The sequence below is a fragment of the Halobaculum limi genome, assembly GCF_029490015.1.
Classification (GTDB): Archaea; Halobacteriota; Halobacteria; order Halobacteriales; family Haloferacaceae; genus Halobaculum; species Halobaculum limi.
Genome location: NZ_CP120468.1, coordinates 1,903,342 through 1,920,119 on the forward strand (window position 1 = coordinate 1,903,342; position 16,778 = coordinate 1,920,119).

At 66.1% G+C, this 16,778-nt stretch carries 15 protein-coding genes and 1 tRNA gene; 7 read left to right on the plus strand and 9 right to left on the minus strand.

Annotated features, from left to right (window positions below; translation table 11 throughout):
* Positions 1-17: 17 nt before the first annotated feature.
* From P0D77_RS09510 to P0D77_RS09530, 5 genes are all read right to left on the minus strand, one after another.
* Positions 18-836, minus strand: coding sequence for a DUF7537 family lipoprotein (locus tag P0D77_RS09510; RefSeq protein ID WP_277552805.1), 819 nt, complete (start codon positions 834-836; stop codon positions 18-20).
* Positions 837-923: 87 nt separating this feature from the next.
* Complete coding sequence (locus P0D77_RS09515) at positions 924-1,754, minus strand: hypothetical protein (protein ID WP_277552806.1); 831 nt, start codon at positions 1,752-1,754, stop codon at positions 924-926.
* A 53-nt stretch (positions 1,755-1,807) separates the two neighbouring features.
* Complete coding sequence (locus tag P0D77_RS09520) at positions 1,808-2,260, minus strand: UPF0179 family protein (RefSeq protein WP_277552807.1); 453 nt, start codon at positions 2,258-2,260, stop codon at positions 1,808-1,810.
* 48 nt (positions 2,261-2,308) lie between these two features.
* Complete coding sequence (locus tag P0D77_RS09525) at positions 2,309-2,908, minus strand: plastocyanin/azurin family copper-binding protein (RefSeq protein WP_277552809.1); 600 nt, start codon at positions 2,906-2,908, stop codon at positions 2,309-2,311.
* An 87-nt stretch (positions 2,909-2,995) separates the two neighbouring features.
* Positions 2,996-3,439, minus strand: a complete 444-nt coding sequence (locus P0D77_RS09530; RefSeq protein WP_432764797.1) for a DUF5820 family protein — start codon at positions 3,437-3,439, stop codon at positions 2,996-2,998.
* Between the two features lie 414 nt (positions 3,440-3,853).
* Here P0D77_RS09530 and P0D77_RS09535 point away from each other — a divergent pair, with 414 nt between their 5' ends.
* From P0D77_RS09535 to P0D77_RS09555, 5 genes are all read left to right on the plus strand, one after another.
* Positions 3,854-5,968, plus strand: coding sequence for a PrkA family serine protein kinase (locus tag P0D77_RS09535; RefSeq protein WP_277552810.1), 2,115 nt, complete (start codon positions 3,854-3,856; stop codon positions 5,966-5,968).
* A 1-nt stretch (position 5,969) separates the two neighbouring features.
* Positions 5,970-8,255, plus strand: coding sequence for a PrkA family serine protein kinase (locus P0D77_RS09540; RefSeq protein WP_277552812.1), 2,286 nt, complete (start codon positions 5,970-5,972; stop codon positions 8,253-8,255).
* On the plus strand, positions 8,246-9,577 hold the full coding sequence (locus P0D77_RS09545) for a YeaH/YhbH family protein (protein ID WP_277552814.1): 1,332 nt from the start codon (positions 8,246-8,248) through the stop codon (positions 9,575-9,577). The genes P0D77_RS09540 and P0D77_RS09545 overlap by 10 nt, the downstream gene beginning before the upstream one ends.
* On the plus strand, positions 9,574-11,562 hold the full coding sequence (locus P0D77_RS09550) for a SpoVR family protein (RefSeq protein WP_277552816.1): 1,989 nt from the start codon (positions 9,574-9,576) through the stop codon (positions 11,560-11,562). The genes P0D77_RS09545 and P0D77_RS09550 overlap by 4 nt, the downstream gene beginning before the upstream one ends.
* Before the next feature lie 69 nt (positions 11,563-11,631).
* Positions 11,632-13,092: a DASH family cryptochrome gene (locus P0D77_RS09555; protein WP_277552818.1), complete on the plus strand. Its 1,461-nt coding sequence runs from the start codon at positions 11,632-11,634 to the stop codon at positions 13,090-13,092.
* Between the two features lie 43 nt (positions 13,093-13,135).
* On the opposite strand, the gene P0D77_RS09560 is transcribed toward P0D77_RS09555, so the two are convergent.
* The 4 genes from P0D77_RS09560 to P0D77_RS09575 form a co-directional block, all read right to left on the minus strand.
* Positions 13,136-13,210 (minus strand) — tRNA-Glu (locus tag P0D77_RS09560).
* 85 nt (positions 13,211-13,295) lie between these two features.
* On the minus strand, positions 13,296-14,273 hold the full coding sequence (fen, locus tag P0D77_RS09565; RefSeq protein ID WP_277552820.1) for a flap endonuclease-1: 978 nt from the start codon (positions 14,271-14,273) through the stop codon (positions 13,296-13,298).
* 65 nt (positions 14,274-14,338) lie between these two features.
* Complete coding sequence (locus P0D77_RS09570; RefSeq protein WP_277552822.1) at positions 14,339-14,920, minus strand: GNAT family N-acetyltransferase; 582 nt, start codon at positions 14,918-14,920, stop codon at positions 14,339-14,341.
* A gap of 43 nt (positions 14,921-14,963) precedes the next feature.
* Entirely contained in the window at positions 14,964-15,557 is a 594-nt protein-coding gene (locus tag P0D77_RS09575) for a GNAT family N-acetyltransferase (RefSeq protein ID WP_277552825.1), read from the minus strand.
* Between the two features lie 71 nt (positions 15,558-15,628).
* Here P0D77_RS09575 and P0D77_RS09580 point away from each other — a divergent pair, with 71 nt between their 5' ends.
* A complete protein-coding gene (locus P0D77_RS09580) occupies positions 15,629-16,270 on the plus strand; it encodes a class I SAM-dependent methyltransferase (protein ID WP_277552827.1) in 642 nt (213 codons plus the stop codon).
* Positions 16,271-16,294: 24 nt separating this feature from the next.
* Entirely contained in the window at positions 16,295-16,729 is a 435-nt protein-coding gene (locus P0D77_RS09585; RefSeq protein ID WP_277552829.1) for a DUF3054 domain-containing protein, read from the plus strand.
* Positions 16,730-16,778: the final 49 nt, after the last annotated feature.

The following is a 16,778-nucleotide window of genomic DNA, read 5'->3' on the forward strand; positions in this document are numbered from 1 at the left end:
CCGGGAACCGAAAGCGTTCATCGGCGTCGAGAGGAGTTCTCTCGCTCTGCCAGCGCCGCGTCGACCCACGCCGGTCGCGGGACGGTCGTGGCCGAGACGTTCGACAGACCGAACTGCGCAGTCACCCACACAGTCGGGCCGAACTCCGTCGTCCGATACCTGACCGTCGCGGCGTCGACGATGCCGCTCGGAGTGACGAACACGCTGACCGTGAGATTTCGCCGAAGCGGAACCGACGGTTCGCGGACGTCTCCGAGAGTGAGGCGGTGGAGCGTCTGCCCGTCTCGGGTGACTGTGCCGTCGTACGCGAGCGTGTACGGCCCGAGGAGGTCCGCGAGCGTCGACGCGCCCGTGGCGTCGTACCCGCGTCTGGAGGGCACCTCCGTGTCGACGACCACAGAGGCCGCGTCGCCGTCGAACCGCTGGACCGTGAGCGTGTCGTTGCGCCAGACGGAGCGGTTCCCGCCGACCGTCGCCACGTTCGCGCCCCAGTCGCCCTCAACGGTCGTCGTTCGGTACAGCCGGATCGGGTCCGCTCGCGTTCGCTCGACGACGTGTGCGCGGACCGTTCCGTTCGGCGTGACGTATCGACGGTCGAGGTCGTGCGTCAGCGAGCGGTCGGATAGCGCCGACTGGTGGGTCGCGAGGAGCGTCTGGAGGTCGACGCGGGCTTCGGAGACGCCCGGCGGGAGGTCGCTGGCATCGGGCGTCGGCGACGCCGTTGGCGTCTCCGCGAGCGCGGGATTGACCGTCCGTGGCTCGCCACCGGGGGCACCTCCGCTACACCCCGCGACGACGAGACACAGACACGCGAGCACCGCGAGCCGCGGGTGCATACGACGCTGTATGTGGAGGTGACGGATAACGAATCTGGTGGGACTGGCGGTGTCGGCGGCGACGTGTCCCTTCCAGTGCGGGACTGCTCAGGATTCGCCGGTCGCGTTCGCCAGCGTGTCGGCTACCCACGCGGGCCGCGGGACGGTCGTGTTCGAGACGTTCGACAGGCCGAACCGGACGGTCACCGTCGCTGGCTCCCGGTCGGGACCGTAGCGGTCGTTGTGGTACTGGACCGTCGCGGCGCGGACGACGCCCGCGTCTGTCGCCAGCACACGAATCGAGACGTTCTCGATGTTCGGATTGCTCGTGGCGTCGTCGGCCGCTCGGAGGACGTGTAGCGAGTCACCCTCGACGACGGTCCCACCGGCGTATTCGAGGTCGAACCGCACGAGTGCCGATACGAGGAGGTCTCTCCCCGACGGATCGACGGCGATAGACCGCGGAAGCGACTCCGACTGCACGCTCGTCTCGGCGCTGCCGTTCGTCAACTGCTGGCGGACGACCGTGACCGAGTCGTTGCGCCAGTACGAGCGGTTCACCGACTGGTTCCGGAGAAGCCGGAAGGGCCACGTCGTCGCTCGAATCTCGACGTACTGTTGGTCGCGGTCGGACCACGTCGTGACGGTCGGATCGTGCGCGAGCGTGCCGTTGTCGTAGACGACGACTGTGCTCCTCCGGACGGTCACCGAACGATTCGCGAGAGCGTTCTGGTGGGCGGCGGCCAGCGTCGTCACCGAGACGTCGGAGTCGGTGACGCCGGGTGGCCCGTCCCAGCGTTCGGGCGTCGGGGAGGTGGTCGGCGTCTCCCCGAGCGCGGGATTCACTGTTCGAGTGTCGTCGCTCGTCGGACTCACCGCGCCGCCGCATCCGGCGAGGACGACGCACAGACAGACCAGCAGGACACGTGGAGGGCGCATCGAGCGAGGCTACCGAGCGAGCACACCTAATCGTTAGGCCGCGACGGCCGTCCTTAGCCGTCCTCCGGTTCCAACGTCACCTTCGTCAGCGTTCGGTCGAGGTAGCACACCTCGTGTGGCGGGTCGCCGTGGACCTCGGCGATACGGTACTCTTCGTCGAAGTCTGCACCGAGTGGCTCACACAGTTCGTGACTCGGACAGTCGACGTGGGGGCACGGGCCTTCCAGTTTCGCCCGCGACCCCGCGTACGCGCCCCGGGATGCGACGTTTGCGGTGATGGGTGCGGGTTCGACCTCGACGGCGCGGACGCTCCCGTCGGCGTGGACCGCACAGTCCAGGCGTTGGGTGCCGTCGCGAACGTCGGTCACCCGGTAGCGGTTCCCCTCGGTGAGATTGAGACACTGCGTGCGATACGGACAGCCAGCACACGCACTCGCTTCCCCCTGAAAGACGAACTCGGTCCCCTCCTCCGCGAGACGTGTCCCGATGAGTGTGACTGTAGGCATAGGTGTCGCTTCCTCGGGAGCGGTGTTAACGGCGTCGGCGACCGTGGTTCACTCGCCTTCGTAGTCGCCGCCGTACTTGAGGAAGAAGTACACGAACGCGACGATGGCCGCGAACGTCGTCGCCGTGGCGACGCCGAGGGTGAGTGCGCTCTCGGGCACACTGGGCCCAGCGGGCGTCTCGGCTTGCCCCTGCGCCTCCGACGACACCGTGAGCGACGCGACCATCCCGACCGTCTCGTGCGGGACACAGAAGTACTCGTACTCGCCTTCCGTCTCGAACGTGTAACTGTACGACTCGCCGCCAGGGATGTCTCCCTCCGGGTACTCCTGTCTGGCGGACTGTTCGTCGGAGAAGTCACCGGACGCGAAGTACGTCGCTCCCTCGGGAATCTGGTCCGCGTACGCCGTCACCGAGTGACCGATTTCGCCGACGTTCTCCCAGACCACTGTCGTTCCCGGAGTGATAGTCACGGCGTCCGGTTCGAACACGAGTTCGTCCGTCATATCGATGACCTGCTCTCCCCCACCAGTCTCGGTCCCCGTCTCCTGTCCGGTTGCCCGACCTGCAGCAACCGCCGCTCCGGTCGTCGCTGCCGTTCCGCGGATAAACGTTCGTCGCGAGAGGGGACGTTCTGTGGTCGATGTCATCCTCTTGATCATTCGTGTCAGAGAGGATAGTGGTTTCCATCAGGCCGATTCCATCCGACTGTGGCGGACGGCCCGTTCCGACAGAAGTTACTCCGCGCGGATCAGGCGGTCGAGTTCGTCGAGGTACTCCTCACGCGGGACCTGATAGGCGTCGCGGTAGTCGATGTCGCCGGCGTCGAACGCCGCCGCGACGCGGTGAACCTCCTTGACGGCGGCGGCCCGGTCGTCGAACGTGCGGGCGGTCACCTCGACTTCCGGTTCGAGAAACAGCGTGACGTGCCAGTCGTCGGTCTGTCGTTGTCCCGCGCCGGGTCGGGCGCGGCGTGACCCGTTCGTGAGGTACAGCGTCGGCAGACACGGCGGCGGGAACTGCCCGCCGTCGAACACGTCCGGGCGATAGACGACGATGGCACGACCGTCCGTCTCCTCAGTCCAGACGCGCCACCCGTCCGCCAACGTCGACTCGGCGATGGACGTACCTTCACTGTCTTCTACGGTCGGGTCGGCATCGTCGTCGCCGGTGTCGGTCATACTCTCGATTGGACGGGCGACGGCTTAGACGCCACGCTCGCCGCCCGTCTACACTACCCTCGCGTACACGACCGAAAGGACACGTTGCCGACGAATCCAGTGAAACTACCGCGCGAGGGAGCGCTGATAGTGTGTGTGAACCGGCGACAGGGTTATACGTGTTAACAACTACCATAACATATAGTCTCGGTCCGACCACGGGACGGAGGCAACGACCCCCACCGATCGCCCTCACGACGAGTTCTGTTGGAGACGAGCAACCGCCGGTCCCCCGCGGTCGAGTGGTATGATAAGACATAGCGATCCAGCGGCACTTGGGTCGGTAGTCCCCGGCGGGGCGGGCGTCGGGGGCGAAGCCTGGGTGCCCGCGGCGCGGGATCGTGCGTGGTCGTCCCCGCACACGTGGCCCCACACATGAGTGACCAGACCGACAACGCGGACGGAACCGCACCAGGGGAGGTAGCGAGTACACACACGCTGGAGGAACTCAGTAACGAGTACAAGCGCTCGGTCCCAGCAGACCTCCGAGAGGCCAAGTCGTTCGACTGGTATCTCGCAGAGGTGGTGGCCGACCCCCGAATCGCACGCAACGCCCACCAACGCGTCGCCGATATGTTCGACCACTACGGGACGCGCTACGACACCGACGCCGGCGTCGTCGAGTACCTTCTCGCCTCCGAGGACCCACTCCACGACGGCGAGAACACCTTCTACGGACGAGAGGTGCACGAGTCGATCCACGAGTTCGTCAACAAGGTGAAATCCGGTGCTCGCGGTCTCGGCCCCGAGAAACGGATCAAACTGCTCCTCGGTCCGGTCGGGTCGGGGAAGAGCCACTTCGACTGGCTCGTGCGCCGGTACTTCGAGGACTACACCCGCACCGACGACGGCCGGATGTACACCTTCCGGTGGACCGACCTCTGCTCGGTCATCGAGGATCAAGACCCCGCAGACGACACCGTTCGCTCGTCGATGAACCAGGATCCGCTGGTCTTGGTCCCGCAGGAGCAACGCGACGAGGTGATCGCACAGATGAACGAGCGTCTCGACGCGCCGTACACCATCCGCAACGAGCAGAGCCTCGACCCCGCCTCGGGCTTCTACATGGACGAACTCCTCGCACACTACGAGGACGACCTCCAAGCGGTCTTGGAGAACCACATCGAGATCATCCGCCTCGTCGCCGACGAGAACCAGCGCCGCTGTATCGAGACGTTCGAGCCGAAAGACAAGAAAAACCAAGACGAGACGGAGTTGACCGGCGACGTCAACTACTCGAAACTCGCCGTGTACGGCGAGAACGACCCGCGAGCGTTCGACTACGCCGGCGCGTTCTGTAACGCCAACCGCGGCATCTTCTCGGGCGAGGAGTTGCTGAAACTCCAGCGGGAGTTCCTCTACGACTTCCTGCACGCCTCCCAAGAGCAGACGATCAAGCCGCGCAACAACCCGCGGATCGACATCGACCAGGTGATCGTCGGCCGGACGAATATGCCCGAGTACCGCGACAAGAAGGGCGACGAGAAGATGGAAGCGTTCAACGACCGCACGAAGCGGATCGACTACCCGTACGTCCTCGAGTACGCACAGGAAGCGGAGATCTACCGGAAGATGCTCCGCAACGCCGACGTCCCCGATATCCACATCGAACCGCACGCGATGGAGATGGCGGGGCTGTTCGGCGTGCTCACCCGGATCGAAGAGCCGACCGACGAGTCCGTCTCGTTGCTCCAGAAGGCGAAGGCGTACAACGGCGAGGTCGACGAGACCGACGAGATCGACGAGCGCAAACTCCGCGAGAACGGCGACCAGGTCGCCGACATCGCAGAAGGGATGGAGGGCGTCTCCGCCCGCTTCATCGGCGACGAGATCGCCGAGGCGATTATGGACTCCCGCCACCGCGGCCGAGACTACCTTTCGCCGCTGGCGGTGTTCAAACACTTCGAGAACAACCTCGAGAACCACGGGTCGATCCCGGAGGAGAAACTCGACACGTACCACCGCTACCTCGAACTCGTGCGCGAGGAGTACAAAGAGCGAGCCATCGAGGACGTCCGCCACGCGCTGGCGTACGACATCGACGAAATCCGTCGTCAGGGCGAGAAGTACATGGATCACGTGATGGCGTACATCGACGACACGACCGTCGAGGACGACCTCACGGGTCGCGAGCAGGAACCCGACGAGACGTTCCTGCGGTCGGTTGAAGAGAAACTCGAGGTGCCAAGCGACCGCAAGGACGACTTCCGCCAGGAGGTCGCCAACTGGGTGACGCGTCGCGCCCGCGAGGGGTCGAGTTTCGACCCGCAGGACAACGAGCGCCTCCGCCGTGCCCTCGAACGCAAACTGTGGGAGGACAAGAAGCACAACATCAACTTCTCGGCGTTGGTGTCGGCGGGCGAACTCGACGACGACGAGCGGTCGGCGTGGGTCGACGCCCTGACCGAACAGGGCTACTCCGAGGACGGGGCCCGAGAGGTACTGGAGTTCGCTGGCGCGGAGGTCGCCAAGAGCGAACTCGAGGACTGAGATGACCGACTACCTCGCGCGTGCCGACGAGGCGCTGGAAGGGGCGTACGAGCCGCCGCGCTCGCTCGGCGAGTTCGTCGAGTTGGCGTTCGAGCGACCCATCGTCGCCGCGCACGCCGCCAAGTACCTCCTCGCGGCCATCGAGTCGATGGGCACCCGAACCGTCGTCGAGGAAGGGACCGAACGCGAACGCTACCGCTTCTTCGACGACCCGAACAACGACGGTGAACACGCCGTCCTCGGTAACACGGGCGTGCTCAACGCGTTCGTCGACGACCTCCGAACCGTCGCCGCCGGTCGGGGGAAAGAAGAGAAAATCCACTGGTTCGACGGACCGACTGCGACCGGGAAGTCCGAACTCAAGCGCTGTCTCATCAACGGTCTCAACGCCTACTCCAAGACGGAGGCGGGCCGTCGATACACCGTCGAGTGGAACATCGCCGCCCGTGATGACGACCGAAGCCTGAGTTACGCGACCGGCGACGACGCGGACGACGACTGGTACGAGTCGCCCGTGCAGGCGAACCCGCTGGCGGTGTTCCCCGACGAAGTGCGCCGCGACCTCGTCGCCGCTCTCAACGCCGAACACAACGATCACATCCCTATCCGGGTCGACACGGATCTGGACCCGTTCAGCCGCGAGGCGTTCGACGCCCTCGAAGAGCGGTACCGCCGTGCGGGTCGCCGGGATCTGTTCTCGGCGACGACCGACCGCAAACACCTCCGGGTGAAGAACTACGTCGTCGACGTGGGCAGGGGAATCGGCGTCCTCCACGCCGAAGACGACGGCAGTCCGAAGGAGCGACTCGTCGGGTCGTGGATGCCGGGGATGCTCCGGGAACTCAACTCTCGCGGGCGGAAAGACCCTCGCGCGTTCAGTTACGACGGCGTTCTCTCACAGGGGAACGGCCTCCTCACCGTCGTCGAGGACGCCAGCCAACACGCCGACCTCCTCCGGAAACTGCTGAACGTCCCCGACGAGAAGCGGGTCAAACTCGACAAGGGCATCGGGATGGACTTGGACACCCAGTTGGTCGTCATCTCCAACCCCGACTTGGAGGCGGAGTTAGAGCAGTTCGCCGACCGCAACGACCGCGACCCGCTGAAGGCGCTCAAGCGCCGACTCGACCGCCACGAGTTCCGCTACCTCACCAGCGTCTCGCTGGAGACGGAACTCATCCACCGCGAGTTGACCGACGAGACCGCCGTCTGGGCGAACGCCGTCGACCAGACGGACCCGGTACAGGCACACGAACAACTCCGTGAGCGGATGGCGCGGCCGCTGACCGTCCAGATGCGCGACGATCGCGGGACCATTCGTGATCGGGAACTCGCGCCGCACGCACTCGAGGCGGCCGCGACGTACGCCGTCGTCAGTCGCCTCGACACCGAAGACCTGCCCACGTCGGTCGGCCTCATCGACAAGGCGCTATTGTTCGACCGCGGGTCGATCCGCGAGGGCAACGACCGAGTCGACGCCGACGACTTCGAGTTCGACGGCGACGACGGCAAACACGGCATCCCAGTGACGTACACGCGCGACGTCATCGCGGACCTTCTCCACGGCGAGACCGACCGCGCTCACCCCGAGTTACCCGTCGAGGACGTCCTCACGCCCGAGGACGTGTTGCACGCGATGGCCGAGGGACTGGCAGACGCGCCGGTGTTCTCACGGGCGGAGATTGCCGAGTACGAGACGCGCCTCGCGACCGTGAAAGACCACGTGTTCGAACTACAGGAGGCGGACGTCCTCGACGCCGTCCTCGCGGACAAGGGCGTCGCCGAGGAGACCGTCGAGGAGTACGTCGAACACGTGTTCGCGTGGGACGGCGACACGCAGATCCAGACGGACCGTGGTGAGATCGACGCCGACCCGCTCTTGATGAAGGTGTTCGAGACGGAGCACCTCGGGCGGTTCGACGACGACGACTACGCAGGCAACGAGCCATCCGCGGACGTCGAGGCGTTCCGACGCGAGACGGTGATCACCGCGCTGAATCGCTACGCGTGGGAGAACCGCGACGACGACTTCGCAATCGCCGACGTCGACCTGTCGGCGGTTCCCGTCATTCGGGCGGTGCTAGAGGCGCACTCGTGGGAGGACGTCCACCGCATCTACGACGACTTGGATCCCAGCCAGTGGGACGACCCACCGGCGAACACCGAGACCGCGCGGGTGAAAGCGCGGACCATCGAGCACATGACCACCGAACAGGGCTACAGCGAGGCGTCGGCCGAACTGGCGAGCAGACACGTGATGCGCGAGGTGAAAGGCCGATGGGACTGAGAGAAGACCTCGAACGGTTCCGTGAGATCGGCGACCAGCGACGGCCCGACCTCGCGGAGTTCATCCGCGAGGGTGACCTCTCTGGTTCCTCGCGCAACCAAGTTCGGATCCCGGTGAAACTGGTCGACCTCCCCTCCTTCGAGTACGACCAGCGAGAGATGGGCGGCGTCGGACAGGGACAGGGCGGCACGCCCCAACCCGGTCAGCCAGTCGACGTGCCGGGCGACCCCGGCGACGCCGACGGTGAGGGCGACGAGGACGGCGACCCCGGCGAGGAGGGCGGCGAACACGGCTACTACGAGATGGACCCCGCGGAGTTCGCACAGGAACTCGACGAGGAACTCGGCTTGGACCTCGAACCGAAGGGGAAACGCGTCGTCGAGGAGGTGGAGGGCGACTTCACCGAACTCACTCGCGCCGGGCCAAACTCCACGCTGGACTTCGAGCAACTGTTCAAGCGCGGCCTCAAGCGAAAACTCGCGACCGACTTCGACGAGGCGTACGTCCGCGAGGCCTGTCGTGTCGAGGGCGCGAGCGCCCGCGACGTGTTCGAGTTCTGCCGCGCAGAGAACGTCCTCGTCTCGCTCGCGTGGATCCGCGAGACGATGAACGACCTCGAGGCGGACGGGGAGTCACTCGATGAGTATCCCGACTTCGAGGCGTTCGCCGCCGAGAACGAACGCGAGAGCGCCCTCACGCGCATCCGCCGTGACGGTCTCCAGAGCGTCCCGTTCCGCCGCGAGGACGAGCGCTACCGCCAACCAGAGATCATCGAGAAGCGACAGAAGAACGTCGTCGTCGTCAACATCCGCGACGTGAGCGGGTCGATGCGCAAGACGAAGCGCGAACTCGTCGAGCGCACGTTCACACCCTTGGACTGGTATCTCACCGGGAAGTACGACGAGGCGGAGTTCCGCTATATCGCCCACGACGCCGAGGCGTGGGAGGTCGAACGCGGAGAGTTCTTCGGCATCCGCTCTGGTGGCGGCACGCGCATCTCCAGCGCGTACGAACTCGCCGCCGAGATACTGGAGGAGTACCCGTGGAGCGAGTGGAACCGCTACGTGTTCGCCGCGGGCGACTCGGAGAACTCCAGCAACGACACCGTCGAGAACGTCGTGCCGATGATGCGCGACATTCCCGCGAACCTCCACGCGTACGTGGAGACGCAACCCGGCGGCAACACGATCAACGCGACACACGCCGAGGAGGTGGAGCGCGAACTGGCGGACATGGACAACGTCGTCGTCACCCGGCTATCCGGCCCCGACGACGTCACCGACGCGATTCGCGACATCCTCTCGACGGAGGGCAACGCATGATACACGACGACCGAATCACGACCAGACGCGTCGCCACGGAGTTGGAAGAACCGGTCGCTCGCGCCCGCGAGTTGGCGCACAAACTGGGCCTCCAGCCGTACCCGGTGAACTACTGGGTGGTGACGCACGAGGAAATGAACCAACTCATCGCCTACGACGGGTTCCAGACGCGGTACCCGCACTGGCGGTGGGGGATGAAGTACGACCGCCAACGCAAGCAGGACACCTTCGGGATGGGCAAGGCGTTCGAAATCGTCAACAACGACAACCCCTGCCACGCCTTCCTCCAGGAGTCGAACACGCTGGCCGACCAGAAGGCGGTCATCACCCACGTCGAGGCGCACGCCGACTTCTTCCGCAACAACGAGTGGTTCGGTCGGTTCGCGGGCGACCGTGAGGACCCCGACGCCGCGGCGATGCTGGAGCGACACGCCGCCACCATCGCGAACTACATCGACGACCCCGAGGTGGACCGGGGCGACGTGGAACGCCTCATCGACGCCGTCCTCTGTGTCGAGGACGCCATCGACCAGTACCGGGCGCTCGCCGCCGAGCGTGGCGGCGAAGACCCTGAGGAGACCCTGATCGACATCGAGGAGCGCCTCGACCGCCTCGGCCTCTCTCCGGAGGTGCGCGACCAGGTGTTCGACCAAGCGTGGATTGACGACCAGCGGGCGACCGAGCACCTGCCGGAGCCACGCCCGGACGTCCTCGCGTACCTCCGCGAACACGGTAAGCGGTTCGACGAGGAGGAGGGGAAAGCCGTCGACCGCGAACCGTGGATGGACGAGGTAATCGAGTTACTGCGGAGAGAGGCGTACTACTTCGCCCCACAGCGCCTGACGAAGGTGATGAACGAGGGGTGGGCGAGTTACTGGGAGTCGCTGATGATGGGCGACGAGCGGTTCGCCGGCGACGACGAGTTCGTCACCTACGCCGACCACATGAGCCGCGTCCTCGCGTCGCCGGGACTCAACCCCTACGCGCTGGGGCTCGCCATCTGGCAGTACGTCGAGAACACCGCCAACCGTCGCGAGGTGGTCGACAAACTCCTGCGCGTCGAGGGCGTCACGTGGCGGAACTTCCACGACACGGTCGACTTCGACGTGGTTGCCGACGTGTTAGAGCCAGACCCGGCCATCGCGGGCCTCACGAGCGAGACGCTCGACGACCTCGACCCTGACGACCCAAGGGTCGACGCAGAGGCACTCGAACGCGCCCGCGAGGGCGACCTCGATGCCGACGCGTACCCGTGGGCGGTGCTCACGTACGAGGGCCTGTGCGAGCGCCACTTCTCGCTTGCCAAGCCCGCGAATCGCGGCTTCTGCTCGCGGGTCGGGCGCTCGGAGTTGGAGCGCCTCGCACGGTACATGTTCGACGACGAGGTGTACTCCGACGTCGAGTCTGCGCTGGCGGACGTCGACTACGGCGCTGGCTGGGACCGGATGCGCGAGGTGCGCGAGAGCCACAACGACGTGACGTTCATCGACGAGTTCCTCACGCAGGAGTTCGTCGTCGAGGGGAACTACTTCACCTACGAGTACTCCCACGGGACGGGCGGCTACCGCGTCGCCAGCGTCGACCCCGACGACGTGAAGAAGAAACTCCTGCTCCGGTTCACGAACTTCGGGAAGCCCACCATCGCAGTGTACGACGGCAACTACGACAACCGCGGCGAACTCCTCTTGGGCCACCGCTACAACGGCGTCGCACTCGACATCCCGCAGGCGACGAAGACGCTCGAACGCGTCTTCGAGTTGTGGGGTCGCCCGGTGAACCTCGCGACCATCGTCACCGAGTACGACGACCACGAACTGGAGGTCGCGCGGCGTCGCGGCCGCGAACCGACGGGCGAGGAGGTCGCGATCCGCCTGCGCTACGACGGCGAGGAGGTGGAGCGCCACGCCCTCGAACAGGAACTGGCCGAACAGATCGCGGCCGACGACATCGACTACGACACCAAGCCCGAAGAGTGGCTGGCCTGAGTCGACGGAGTCTACACGTTTTCCCGGCTGGCGAACGGCTTGAAGTCGCTCGCGCCCGTACCCGATCCGATGACAGCCGACACCGCCGTCGTCTGGTTCCGGCGCGACTGCAGACTCCACGACAACGAGGCGCTCGCGGAAGCCGTCGACGCCGACGAGGTGCTCCCCGTCTACGCGTTCGACCCTCGCGAGTACGGCGAGCGTGCGTTCGGCGGCCGCGACTCCTTCCGCTTCGAGAAGACTGGGCCGTACCGCACCCGATTCCGGCGGGAGGCGATCACCGACCTTCGTGAGCGACTCCGCGACCGCGGGAGCGACCTCATCGTTCGCCACGAGAAGCCCGAAGTCGTCGTCCCGGCGGTCGCGAAGGCCGTCGACGCAGACATCGTTCACTTCCAGACGCTCCCGACGCCCGAAGAGGTCGCCGTCGAGAACACCGTTCGCAAGCAACTGCGCGGCCTCGGCGTCACGCCCTCGCGCCACTGGACGCACACGCTGTATCACCTGAACGATCTGCCAGTGGAGTACACCGAGATAGCGGACACATACACCAGTTTCCGCAAGACCGTCGAGAACCGCGCGACCGTTCGGGAACCTCTTCCAAGTCCCGACGACGCGTTGCCGTCGGCCCCCGTCGACGCCGTCGGCGCGGGAGCGATTCCCACGAACGAAGACCTGGGCGTCGAGGACGCGACCTACGACGACCGCGGGGTACTCACGTTCGAGGGCGGTGAGTCCGCGGGACTGAACCGTCTCGACCGCTACCTCTTCGAGGAAGACCGCCTCCGCGAGTACAAGCAGACGCGGAACGGGATGCTCGGTCAGGGCTTCTCCTCGAAGTTCTCTGTGTGGCTCAACGAGGGCTGTCTCTCCCCGAGACGAGTGCGCCGGGAGGTGAAACGGTACGAACGCGAGCGTGTCTCGAACGACTCGACGTACTGGCTGGTGTTCGAGTTGCTCTGGCGGGACTTCTTCCAGTTCCAGTTCGCCAAACACGGGTCGGCGTTCTTCACGCGCGAGGGCATCCGCGGCCGCGACGACATCGACTGGCGCGAGGACGACGAGCAGTTCCGCCGATGGGCCGACGGGGAGACGGGGATTCCGTTCGTCGACGCCGCGATGCGGGAACTCAACGAGACGGGGTATCAGAGCAACCGGGCGCGGCAGAACGCGGCGTCGTTCCTCGCGAACAACCTCCGCATCGACTGGCGGAGAGGGGCGGCGTACTTCGAGACGCAGTTGGTCGACTACGACCCCGCCTCCAACTACGGCAACTGGGCGTACATCGCGGGCGTCGGTAACGACAGCCGCGACCGCTACTTCAACATCCTCAAGCAGGCGAGCAAGTACGACTCCGCCGGCGAGTACGTGACACGCTGGCTTCCGGAACTCGCGGACGTGCCGGCGGACGCAGTTCACGAGCCGTGGACGCTCACCGAAGCAGAACAAGCGGAGTACAGCGTCCAACTCGGCCTCGACTATCCGGAACCGATGATCGATCTAGAGGAGAGTTACCGAAAACTGCGGTGAGGTCGTGGAGAGCGCCATCGCTCGCCGTTCAGTTCTCCAAGAATGCTCGGTATGGGATTTGAACCCATGTCGTCGGCTCGAAAGGCCAACATGATTGGCCGGACTACACCAACCGAGCGCATTCGTCAGTATCGCGCGGGACGTGTTAATCCCATCGAATCCGACCGCAGGCTACGCGACTGATTCCCACGGCGTCGTGTGGTTCAAGTCCACTCGTCGAGGCCGGTCTGGGTGAACCGCTCTTCGATCCGCTGGAAGCCTCGGTCGACTTCGTCGGGGTCGACCTCCCACTCGTCGACGACGTACGCCCGGGCGGCGTCGACGTCCGGCGAGATGGTCGTATCGTAGTCGTAGTCGTCGGTGACCGGCGGTTCGAAGAAGAACTCGCGGATGCGGTCGGCGAAGTCGATGTGTGCGCCGCGGGCGTCGAGGACGCCGAACAGGTCGCCGTGTTCGCGCACGAGTTTCAGCGCCGTCTTCGGGCCGATGCCGGTGACACCCTCGTTGAAGTCCGTCCCGCACAGCATCGCCACGTCGACCAGTTGCTCGTAGGTGATGTCGTGGTCGGCCAGCGTCTCGTTCAGCCCCATCAACTCGGGGTTGCCCTTCGAGGTGAGTTGCCGGAGCGTGTACGGCCCGCCGAATAGGAGCGTGTCGTAGTCCTCGCTGCCGGTGTAGTCGACATCGCCGATGCGGTTCATGTACGCACACTGGGCCTCGCCCTCGGCGGGTGCCTCAACGACGGGTACGTCGAGACGGCGGAGGAGTTCCCGCGACGTCTCGTGAATAGTGTCGGTGAGTCGTTGGGTCCGCGCTTCTAGTCGTGCGGCCTCGACGGCGTCACCGCGCTCTTCGGCCTCCTGCTTGCGCTGTTCGGCCTTCTCGCGGGCCTCGCGACGCTTCGCCACCTCGTCGTCTTTCAGGTCGGTGACGCCGCCGTCGAAGACGAACACCGGCGTCAGGTCGTTGTCGAAGAACTTCGGCAACCCCTGGACGATGCCGATGAGGTTTGCCACCTCTTCGCCCGTGTCGGTCGTGTAGCGGTGGTCGCTGGTGAACTTCACCGTCGTCGTGAGGTAGCGGTACAGCCAGTTGTGTGCGTCCACCGCGACGACGCCCGAGACGTCCTCGAAGGCGACGTCCTCGATGTGTGCGATGTCTCGGAGGTCCGCGTTTCCCATTGTCGGCTACTGGGCCCAGTGGGGTTTGAACCTCCCGAGTCACCACGGGCCTGGCGCGAGCCTAGTCACGCATCACGCCCGTCCCACTCCTCGCGAAGCAAGCCGTACTTCAGCAGGTCGTGCCACGCGCCGTCAGTGAAACTGTGTCGGCGGAGGCGACCCTCGCACTCGAACCCGAGCGATTCCAGCAGCGCACGGGAGGCGTCGTTGAAGGCGTACGCGCCCGCCGCAACCGCCGGAACTGCCCGCGTCTGAAACGTGTAGTCGACGGCGAGGCCCACCGACTCCGTCCCGTATCCCTCACCGTGTACCCCGGGGACGAGCCAAAAGCTCAGTTCCGGGCGCTTCCAGTCCACCGCGCCGACGGTGACGAGGCCGATGGGCCGCGTCGTTCCGGGGGTTGGATCGGCGTCCGGGTTGCAGGCGTCGGGACGCGGGCCCGCGTCGGGGCCGTCGAGACAGACGAGCAATCGCTGGTCGTCGTCCCCTTCGTAGGCGGTTTCGACGTCCTCACGGTTCCGCACGACGCTGCCGAGCGGATGTCGGATCGACGGCTCCGTCGATGCCCGCTGAACGAATTCGAGGTCCTCACGTTCGAGGGTCCGGAGGGTGACACGGTCGCCACGACGGATCAACGTGCCCGGCATAGCGACGACGACTCGGAGGCGCGGGAAGTGTCTTCGGGCGGTGCTATTCGTCTCGACCCAGTTGCCTGACGACCGGTGGTGGCCCACGCTCACGTTTTCGTCGCGTGAACGCGCGTTCCTCCGGGCCGACGTCGTCGCGGTCGGCGATGGTCGCGAGGCCCTCGCGGTAGCGGTCGGCGTCGACCGTCGCTGGTCGGGCGGTCGGTCGTTCTAAGACCAACTCCGCGATGCCCGTCTCGCGACCGGTCCACGCGAACCCCGCCTTGTGCAGCGCCTCGTAACTGTACGCGTTGTTGACGGCGATGCGAGCGCGGTCGTAGCCCCGGTCGGCCGCTCGCGCGACGACGAACGCACAGAGGTCGGTTCCGATCCCCTCGCCACGACGGTTCCGGCGGACGGTGACGTACCGGAGCCACAACGTGTCCGAGTCCGTCCGGTCGGGACTGAACGCGACGACGCCGACCGGAGCGACGTACTCCCGTTTCGGGTTCGCGGGGAGAGTGAACGACTGTCCGGGGTCGAGCGCGACGGCCTTGCCGGTGCTCGACATCGCGAACTTGCCCGCGTAGGCGTACTCGCGGTGGTCGAGACGGAGGACGACGTCGTCGTCGGGCCAGCCGAGCAGTCGAAACTCCACGGCGACCCTACACGCTCGTCAGGTATCACTTCAGCGCCACGGCTTTCCCGTTCGGTTACCTCTCGACGGGTATGTTCGGACACGGCGACGTGGGCTTTTTCGACCGCATCGCCCCGCTGTACGACGTGGTTATGCCACGCGCGAAGCCCGAGGACCTCCGCGCGGGCATCGCGTTCGCACACCGACCCGTCGAGACGGTCCTCGACGTCGGCGGTGGGACCGGCCGCGCGAGTCGGACGCTTCGCGAACTGGGCATCGAGGCGACCGTCGTCGACTTCTCGCCGGGGATGCTCCGCCGAGCGCACGACGACGGCATCTCTGCCGTCCGTGGCGACGCCGGGCGGCTTCCCGTCCCCGACGGCGTGGTCGATGCGGTCGTCATCACCGACGCACTCCACCACTTCCCCGACCCTGCGGGCGCACTCGGAGAGGCCGCCCGCGTCATCGCGCCGGGCGGTGTCGTCGTGATTCGCGAGTTCGACCCGACGACTGCGCGGGGGCGACTCCTCGAAGGCGTCGAATCGGTCGCGAGGATGGACTCGCAGTTCTTCGCGGCCGAGACGCTGGCGGGACTGCTCACCGAGGCGGGGCTTCGCGGCACCGTCGTCGACCCCGGTTTTGGCTACACGGTCGCCGGAGTCAAGCCGACGACGGCCGCAACACCGAACGCCGGCGACGCGGCGGGCGCGACGGACACGGAACGCGGGCATTAAGCGGGCCCACGTGAACGGTAGGATATGGCAACTGATTCGGGTACGGACTCGTTTCTCGCGAACCGAATCGACGCGGCCGCGCTTCCGCTCGCGGTCGGCGACGTACTGGTGATCATCGCGTTCATCTACGCCGGCACGCTCCAGCACGGCACCGTCGGCTTCCCGCCCGCCGGCGTGGGCGGCATCATCAACCTGCTCGCGGTCGCCGCGCCGTTCCTGCTCGGCTGGGCGATTGCCGCCCCGCTCATCGGCGCGTACTCCGCCGGGGCCGTCGAGTCGGCGAAGGCGTCTGTTCCGCTGGCCGTTCGCTCGTGGATTCCGGCTGCCGTCATCGGCCTCCTCCTCCGGGCGACACCGTTCGTCGACGGCGGCGTCGCCGTCACCTTCGCGGTCGTGATGCTCGTCGTCGGATCTGTCTCGCTGGCCGTCTGGCGCTACGTCGCCGGGCGGTTCATCTGAGCGGCATCGGCGCTCGACTGAACACTCGCTTTCTGCGGACCGATAGCTG

Excerpts from the sequence above, each read along its gene's own strand:
- P0D77_RS09520 (WP_277552807.1), bottom strand. The coding sequence starts at position 2,260 with ATGCCTACAGTCACACTCATCGGGACACGTCTCGCGGAGGAGGGGACC.
- P0D77_RS09550 (WP_277552816.1), top strand. The coding sequence starts at position 9,574 with ATGATACACGACGACCGAATCACGACCAGACGCGTCGCCACGGAGTTG.
- P0D77_RS09510 (WP_277552805.1), bottom strand. The coding sequence starts at position 836 with ATGCACCCGCGGCTCGCGGTGCTCGCGTGTCTGTGTCTCGTCGTCGCG.
- P0D77_RS09570 (WP_277552822.1), bottom strand. The coding sequence starts at position 14,920 with ATGCCGGGCACGTTGATCCGTCGTGGCGACCGTGTCACCCTCCGGACC.
- P0D77_RS09515 (WP_277552806.1), bottom strand. The coding sequence starts at position 1,754 with ATGCGCCCTCCACGTGTCCTGCTGGTCTGTCTGTGCGTCGTCCTCGCC.
- P0D77_RS09585 (WP_277552829.1), top strand. The coding sequence starts at position 16,295 with ATGGCAACTGATTCGGGTACGGACTCGTTTCTCGCGAACCGAATCGAC.
- P0D77_RS09580 (WP_277552827.1), top strand. The coding sequence starts at position 15,629 with ATGTTCGGACACGGCGACGTGGGCTTTTTCGACCGCATCGCCCCGCTG.
- P0D77_RS09540 (WP_277552812.1), top strand. The coding sequence starts at position 5,970 with ATGACCGACTACCTCGCGCGTGCCGACGAGGCGCTGGAAGGGGCGTAC.
- P0D77_RS09555 (WP_277552818.1), top strand. The coding sequence starts at position 11,632 with ATGACAGCCGACACCGCCGTCGTCTGGTTCCGGCGCGACTGCAGACTC.
- P0D77_RS09525 (WP_277552809.1), bottom strand. The coding sequence starts at position 2,908 with ATGACATCGACCACAGAACGTCCCCTCTCGCGACGAACGTTTATCCGC.
- P0D77_RS09545 (WP_277552814.1), top strand. The coding sequence starts at position 8,246 with ATGGGACTGAGAGAAGACCTCGAACGGTTCCGTGAGATCGGCGACCAG.
- fen (WP_277552820.1), bottom strand. The coding sequence starts at position 14,273 with ATGGGAAACGCGGACCTCCGAGACATCGCACACATCGAGGACGTCGCC.
- P0D77_RS09530 (WP_432764797.1), bottom strand. The coding sequence starts at position 3,439 with ATGACCGACACCGGCGACGACGATGCCGACCCGACCGTAGAAGACAGT.
- P0D77_RS09535 (WP_277552810.1), top strand. The coding sequence starts at position 3,854 with ATGAGTGACCAGACCGACAACGCGGACGGAACCGCACCAGGGGAGGTA.